This window comes from Streptomyces sp. NPDC058157, from assembly GCF_042884105.1.
GTDB lineage: Bacteria > Actinomycetota > Actinomycetes > Streptomycetales > Streptomycetaceae > Streptomyces.
This window is the reverse complement of sequence record NZ_JBHVUQ010000023.1, coordinates 55,989-63,162: the sequence shown is the minus strand read 5'-3', so window position 1 is coordinate 63,162 and position 7,174 is coordinate 55,989. Positions and strand designations below refer to the sequence as shown.

Here is a 7,174-nt window from a genome sequence, read left to right as displayed (position 1 = left end):
TGAAACACCACGCCACCGACGCCCACACCCTTGCCGCCGCCTACGCCCTGGGCGCACTCGAACCCGCTGAACGCCTGGCCTTCGACGCCCACCTCCAATCCTGCGAGGCCTGCCGCCAGGAAGCCGCCGAGTTCGAAGCCACCGCCGCCCGCCTGGCCGCAGCCGCCTCCCAGCCACCGCCCGCTGCGGCCAAGGCGCAGGTCATGGCCGCCATCAACGGCGTACGCCAACTACCGCCGCGCGTCCCCACCCACGCCGCAGCGCCCGCCCTCGGCGCCATCCTGCGCCGCCGGGCCGTGCCCCTGGCCCTGGCCGCCACCGTGGCCGCCGCCACGCTCGGCGGCATCGCCGTATGGCAGTCCCAGACCATGCAGGAAGTCAAGGCAGAGGCCCGCCAGGCCCAGCGGCAACTCGACACGGTCAGCGCCGTCCTGGCCGCCCCCGACGCGCGTACCGTCCACGGACGAGCTGCCAACGGAGCCCTGACCACGGTGGTTGCCTCCGACCGGCAGAACAAGGCCGTCTTCACCGCCGCCAACCTCCCCGCCGCCGGCCCGGGCAAGACCTACCAGCTGTGGCTCGACCACGCAGGCACCATGCGCCCCGCCGGGCTGATCGACCACGACGGCACCGTCATCCTCACCGGCGACCCCGCCGGCGCGGGCGCGGTCGGCCTCACCCTCGAACCCGCCGGCGGATCCCCGCAGCCCACCACCAGCCCGCTGCTCCTGATGGCGCTCCCCGCCTGACACCATCCCGGCGTCCCCGAGCTCCGGGCGCCCCCACAAGACGACGAACCGAGGTCCCATGGACGGCGACAGCCGTCCGCACCGGAGGCACATCAGTGCGGTCGGCCCCACCTACCCGCCCGCCACCGCCCTGAACGCACAGCCGGCCCGCCTCACCACCTGACCTGGCCCACCCGCCACCTCCTCCCCCCGACGGCTGCCGTGAGTCGTCACCAATCCGGCCGCCGCTCGGCTGCGAAGTACGGGTGAAACGCAGCTGAAGGGCGGCGTGTCGAGTGGCGGGAGCAGTGTGGTGGATCATCGGAAAGTGGCGGTGGTCGGCGCGGGGGTGGCGGGCCTGACCGCCGCCTACGTGCTGGCGTCCTCGTGCGAGGTCACCCTGTACGAGGCGGACGACCGGCTCGGCGGCCACGCCCACACCCATGAGACGGCCGGCCCCGACGGCCGCGCCGTCGCCGTGGACTCGGGCTTCATCGTGCACAACGAGCGCACCTACCCCACCCTGCTACGCCTGTTCCGGGAACTCGGGATCGGCACGCAGGACGCGGAGATGAGCATGTCGGTGCGGTGCGACGGCTGCGGCCTGGAGTACGCGGGGGCCCGAGGGCTGACGGGACTCTTCGCCTCGGGACCCACCCTGCGAGGCCGCCACCTGCGGCTGCTGGCCGAGGTCCCGGTCTTCCACCGGCGCGCCCGCCGGCTCTTGGCCCGTGGCGCGGACCCGCGAACCACGTTCGGAGACTTCTTGCGGGAGGGCGGGTTCTCCCCGCACTTCGTGGCTCATTTCGCCCTGCCGCTGGTTTCCGCCGTCTGGTCCTGTCCGGCCCGCACGGCCCTGTCCCATCCGGCCGCCCACCTCTTCGCCTTCCTCGAACACCACGGCCTGCTGTCCGTGACGGGCTCCCCGCAGTGGAAGACCGTCACCGGCGGTTCGGCCGCGTACGTCGCCGCCGCGGCCAAGCACGTGCAGCGCGTCCACACCTCAAGCCCGGTCGACGCGGTCCGGCGCACCGGCCGGGGTGTGAGCGTCACGACCGGGGAGGGCACGGACTCCCACGACGCCGTGGTGATCGCCACGCACCCCGACCAGGCGCTGCGGATGCTCGCCGACCCCACCGAGGACGAGCGGCGGCTCCTGGGGGCCTTCACCTACTCACTCAACCCCACCGTGCTCCACACCGACACCCGGATCCTGCCGCGCTCGCCGCGCGCCCGCGCCTCCTGGAACTACCGCATGAGCGACTGCGACCCCTCGGCGCAGCCCGTCCGCGTCAGCTACGACATGCGGCGCCTCCAGCACCTGCCCGACGGCGCGGACCATGTCGTCACCCTCGGCGGTGAGGAAGGCATCGCCCCGGACCGCGTGGTGGAGCGGATGGTCTACGAGCACCCGGTCTACACCCCCGCCTCCGTCGCCGCGCAGCGGGAACTGCCCCGCCTCAACACGGGCGTGACCGCCTACGCGGGGGCCTGGCACGGCTGGGGCTTCCACGAGGACGGCTGCCGCTCCGGCGCCCAGGCCGCCCGATCCCTGGGGGTGAGCTGGTGACCGGGACCGCAGGAACCACCGCACGCACGGCGACCGCCGAACCGGCAGCCGCAGGGACGCTGGCCGCGGCGCTCTACCCGTGCGTCATCGCACACGCCCGCACCACACCACTGCGGCACTCCTTCCGGCACCGCACCTACCTGTGGTGCGTGGACCTCGACCGGCTGCCGGTCTTGCCCCGCCCGCTGCGCGCGCTCGCCCGGTTCGACGCGCGCGACCACTTCGGCGGCGTGGACTCCATCCGCGCCGGACTCGACGCCTTCCTCTCCGGCCGCGGCATCGACCTGGACGGCGGGCGCGTGATGATGCTGGCGCACGCTCGGGTGTTCGGGTTCGCCTTCAACCCGCTCAGCGTGTTCTGGTGCCACGACCGCTCCGGCGCCCTGGCGTGTGTCGTGGCCGAGGTCCACAACACCTACGGGCAGCGCCACTGCTACCTGCTGCGCCCGGACAGCTCCGGAGAGGCGGAGGCGGACAAGGAGTTCTACGTCTCGCCGTTCTTCGCGGTCGAGGGCCGCTACCGGATGCGGCTGCCGCTGCCCGGCGAACGGCTGGCGCTGACCGTGCACCTGGAGAACGGCGAGGGTCGCGCGTTCACCGCCGTGGTCCGCGGCCGCCGCCGGCCCGCCACCGTGCCCGCCCTGCTGTCCGCCGCCCTCCTCAGACCCTGGTCGACCGCCGCCGTCTGGGCCGGCATCCGCCGCCACGGCATCCACCTGCTGCTGCGCGGTCTGCCCCTCCATCCCCGCCCCCGGTCCGCCCCGCAGGAAGGCAAGCAGCCGTGACCCATCCCGCCACCACCTCCCACGGCCGCAGTCTTGCCATCCCACCACAGCACCAGCCCCCTTCGCGGCAGGCCCCCGCCCCGCACACCGCCGGGCGCCCTGAAGTCGATCCCGCCCGCTGGCCGGACCTGGCCGGACCGCCGCCCGCCGGCCTCGTCCGGACCGCCTTGGCACGACACCTGGTCGGCCGTGCCCTGGAACGGCTGGCTCTCACGAGGCCGGGCCGGACGACCGGACCCGCGCTGACCCTCCACGACCCCGATGCCTTCCACCGGCGCATCGGCCGCGACGGCCTGATCGGCTTCGGCGAGTCCTACATGGCCGGTGAATGGGACAGCGACGACCTGGCCGGCGCACTGACCGTCCTCGCCGAGCACGTCGACGAACTCGTCCCCGCACCCCTGCGCCGCCTGCGCGGCATGTGGGTCTCGCGCCGCCCGTCCGCCGACCGCAACACCCGCGCCGGGGCCCGCGACAACATCCAGCGTCACTACGACCTGTCCAACGACCTGTTCTCCGCGTTCCTCGACCCCACCCTCACCTACTCTTCCGCCGTCTTCACCGACCTCCCGGCCCGGTTCGAGACGCTGGCACCCGCCCAGCACCGCAAGATCGACCGCCTCCTGGACCTCGCCCGCGTGGGCGACGGCACGCGGCTGCTGGAGATCGGCACCGGCTGGGGCGAACTCGCCCTGCGGGCCGCCGCCCGCGGAGCCCACGTCACCACCTTGACCCTCTCCGCCGAACAGGCCGCCCTGGCCCGCGAACGCATCGCCGCCGCCGGACTCGCCGACCGGGTAGACGTCCAGCTGCGCGACTACCGCGACGCCGAGGGCCGCCACGACGCCGTGATCAGCGTCGAGATGATCGAAGCGGTCGGCGCCGAGTACTGGCCCTCCTACTTCACCGCGCTGCGCCGCGCCCTCGCCCCCGGCGGCCGCATCGCCCTGCAGTCCATCACCATGGGCCACCAGCAGATGCTGCACACCGCCGCCACCCACACCTTCATCAGCAAGTACGTCTTCCCCGGCGGCCTGATCCCCTCCCGCGAGGCCATCGCCCGGCACTCCGCCGCCGCTGGTCTGCACACCGCCGCCGACGATGGCTACGGCGCCCACTACGCCGAAACCCTGCGCCTGTGGCGGGAACGGTTCACCGCCAACCGCCCCGCCGTCACCGCCCTCGGCTTCGACACCGTCTTCCAGCGCATGTGGGAGTTCTACCTCGCCTACTCCGAAGCCGGATTCCGCTCCGGCTACCTCGACGTGCGCCAGCTCCTCCTCACCGAAGGGACCCGACCGTGAGGCCCGCCGCCGACCGACTCGCCCAGCTCCTCGGCCACTTCCTCCCCGGCCCCCTCCCCGTACGCGTCCGCGCCTGGGACGGCAGCCGGACAGGCCCCGCCGACGCCCCCCTCGTCACCCTCCGCTCACCGCGAGCGCTGCGCCGTCTGCTGTGGCAACCCGGCGAACTCGGCCTCGCCGAGGCGTACGTCACCGGCGACCTCGACGTCGAAGGCGACCTCGCCCGCGCCCTCTCCCAGGCCGCCCGGACCGTCCGCGACCGCCCCCCGGCCCGCCCCCGGCCCGCGGGCATGGCGGCGGCCGCCGCACTGGCCCTACGCCTCGGCGCCGCCGGTCCGCCGCCGCGCCGCCCCGACGGGCGGGCCCGGCTGAGCGGCCCGCTGCACAGCGCCTCCCGGGACCGGGCCGCGATCAGCCACCACTACGACCTGTCCAACGCGTTCTACGCCCTCCTCCTGGACGAGTCGATGGCGTACTCCTGCGCCTACTGGACCCGGCCCGACGACCCCGCGTACACCCTCGCCGACGCCCAGCGGGACAAACTCGAACTGGTCTGCCGCAAACTCGGCCTGCGTGCCGGGGACCGACTGCTCGACGTCGGCTGCGGCTGGGGCTCCCTCACCGTCCACGCCGCCCGCGAGCACAAGGCACGCGTCACCGCCGTCACCCTCTCCCGGGCGCAGCGCGACTTCGTCACCGAACGGGCCGCACGCGAGGGCGTGGCCGACCTCGTCGACGTCCGGCTGCTGCACTGGCGGCACATCGACGGCGGCGGCTACGACGCGGCCGCCGCGATCGAGATGGGCGAACACGTCGGCGACGCCGCATACCCCGCCTTCACCACGAAGCTCCACGACGCACTGCGCCCCGAGGGCCGGCTGCTGATCCAGCAGATGTCCCGCGGCCCGCACGCCCCCGGCGGAGGCGCCTTCATCGAGACGTACATCGCCCCCGACATGCACATGCGCCCCGTCGGCCGGACCGTCGACCTGCTGGAGGGCGCCGGACTGGAGGTCCGCTCCACCGAGTCCCTGCGCGAGCACTACACCACCACCATCGACGCCTGGCGCGCCACCCTCGACGACCGCTGGGACGAGGTCCGCGCCCTGGTGGGGGAGACCACGGGGCGGGTCTGGCGCCTGTACCTGGCGGGGGCCTCGCTGGCCTTCGCGGAACGCCGTATGGGCGTCGACCAGATCCTCGCCGTACGCCCCACCCGTGAGGGCGGCGCCGCCATGCCGGCCACCCCCGCCACCTGGTACGCCGCCGCGAGCCCGGCATGACCGGCACCGACTGGGGCGCCCTCGGCCTCAACCTCGCCCTCACCGCCGCCGCGGCGGGAGCGGTGCTCCTCGCCACCTTCGCCGTGGCCGTCCGCCGAGGGCTGCACCGCATCGTCGACATCGCCTGGGGCCTCGCCTTCACCGCCGTCGCCCTCGCCACCTGGCTGCTGTCCGCCGGACACGGCGACGACTGGCGGCGGCTGCTCGTCTGCGCGGCCACCGCCGTCTGGGGGCTGCGGCTGGCCGCGCACATCGCCTGGCGCTCCCGCGGCCACGGCGAGGACCCGCGCTACACCGCCCTCCTGGACAAGGCCCGCGGCAACCGCACCCGGTACGCCCTGCGCACCGTCTACCTCGCGCAGGCAACCCTGGTCTGGCTGGTCTCCCTGCCCGTGCAGGCCGCCTCCTACAGCTCCGTGCCCCTGGACGTCCTGGCCCTCTGCGGGATCGCGGTCTGGGCCCTCGGGATCGGCTTCGAGGCCGTCGGCGACCATCAGCTGGCGCGCTTCAAGCAGGACCCCGCCCACCGCGGACGCATCATGGACCAGGGCCTGTGGGCCTGGACGAGGCACCCCAACTACTTCGGCGACAGCCTCGTCTGGTGGGGGCTGTACCTGCTGGCCTGCACCGCCTGGCAGCCGGCCCTCGCCGTCCTCCTCTCCCCGGTCCTCATGACCCTGCTGCTGACCGTCGGCAGCGGCAAACGCCTCCTGGAGAAGCACATGGCCGACCGCCGCGGCTACGCCGCCTACGCGGCACGCACCAGCGGCTTCCTGCCGCTGCCCCCGAAGAAGCCCGCCCCGGGCAGGCAGACGGGCACCAGGTGAGAGGGCGCGCGTGCGACGGCGCAGGGCACCACCGCGCCCTCAAGCTGCCGCGGCCGCCCTTCCTGCCCGCGTCCGCGGCGATCCTCGTCCTGCACGGCGGCCGCGCCGACTCCCTCGCACCACCGTCGCCGCTCAACCTGCCCGGCCTGCGCATGCGCTTCGTCGCCCGCGCGCTGAACCGGGACCCCCTGCTCGCGGACGTTCTCATCGCCTCCGTCCGCTACCGGGTACGCGGCTGGAACGGACACCGAGCCGACCCCGTCCAGGACACCAGACACGTCCTGGAAGAACTGCGGAGCACTGCCGGGCCGCTGCCCGTGGTACTCGTCGGGCACTCCATGGGCGCCAGAGCAGCACTGCGCGCCGCCGACGACCCGCAGGTCCGGGGCGTCGTCGCCCTGGCCCCGTGGTGCCCGCCCGGCGAGCCCGTCGCCCACCTCGCCGACCGCACGATCATGGCCCTCCATGACGAGGCCGACCGGATCACCTCCGCCACCGACACCTGGACCTACCTCGCCCGCGCCCATGCGGCCGGTGCCCGCGTCCGGGGTGTTCGCATGCCCCACGGCCACCACGCCATGATCCGCGACGCCCGGCTCTGGCACCGCCTCACCACGGCCTGCGCCGCCACCGTCCTCGGCCGCGCGCCGCCGCCCGGCCGCGGACGGATGTGAGGG

The 7,174-nt window shown here is 74.3% G+C and carries 7 protein-coding genes; all 7 read left to right on the top strand.

Annotated features, from left to right (window positions below; genetic code table 11):
* On the top strand, positions 1–749 hold a 749-nt coding region (locus ACFVXK_RS08850; RefSeq protein WP_389610813.1), incomplete at its 5' end, for an anti-sigma factor.
* A gap of 292 nt (positions 750–1,041) precedes the next feature.
* The gene (locus ACFVXK_RS08845) at positions 1,042–2,298 is read left to right on the top strand and encodes an NAD(P)/FAD-dependent oxidoreductase (protein WP_389610812.1); all 1,257 of its coding nucleotides are present in this window, start codon (positions 1,042–1,044) and stop codon (positions 2,296–2,298) included.
* Positions 2,295–3,083: a DUF1365 domain-containing protein gene (locus tag ACFVXK_RS08840; RefSeq protein ID WP_389610811.1), complete on the top strand. Its 789-nt coding sequence runs from the start codon at positions 2,295–2,297 to the stop codon at positions 3,081–3,083. Before ACFVXK_RS08845 ends, ACFVXK_RS08840 begins: the two co-directional genes overlap by 4 nt.
* Positions 3,080–4,387, top strand: coding sequence for a class I SAM-dependent methyltransferase (locus tag ACFVXK_RS08835; protein WP_389610810.1), 1,308 nt, complete (start codon positions 3,080–3,082; stop codon positions 4,385–4,387). Before ACFVXK_RS08840 ends, ACFVXK_RS08835 begins: the two co-directional genes overlap by 4 nt.
* Positions 4,384–5,670: a class I SAM-dependent methyltransferase gene (locus tag ACFVXK_RS08830; RefSeq protein ID WP_389610809.1), complete on the top strand. Its 1,287-nt coding sequence runs from the start codon at positions 4,384–4,386 to the stop codon at positions 5,668–5,670. The genes ACFVXK_RS08835 and ACFVXK_RS08830 overlap by 4 nt, the downstream gene beginning before the upstream one ends.
* Positions 5,667–6,497 (top strand): DUF1295 domain-containing protein, encoded by an 831-nt coding sequence (locus ACFVXK_RS08825; RefSeq protein ID WP_389610808.1) that lies wholly within the window; start codon positions 5,667–5,669, stop codon positions 6,495–6,497. The genes ACFVXK_RS08830 and ACFVXK_RS08825 overlap by 4 nt, the downstream gene beginning before the upstream one ends.
* Positions 6,494–7,171: an alpha/beta fold hydrolase gene (locus ACFVXK_RS08820; RefSeq protein ID WP_389610807.1), complete on the top strand. Its 678-nt coding sequence runs from the start codon at positions 6,494–6,496 to the stop codon at positions 7,169–7,171. Before ACFVXK_RS08825 ends, ACFVXK_RS08820 begins: the two co-directional genes overlap by 4 nt.
* The last annotated feature ends 3 nt before the right edge of the window (positions 7,172–7,174 follow it).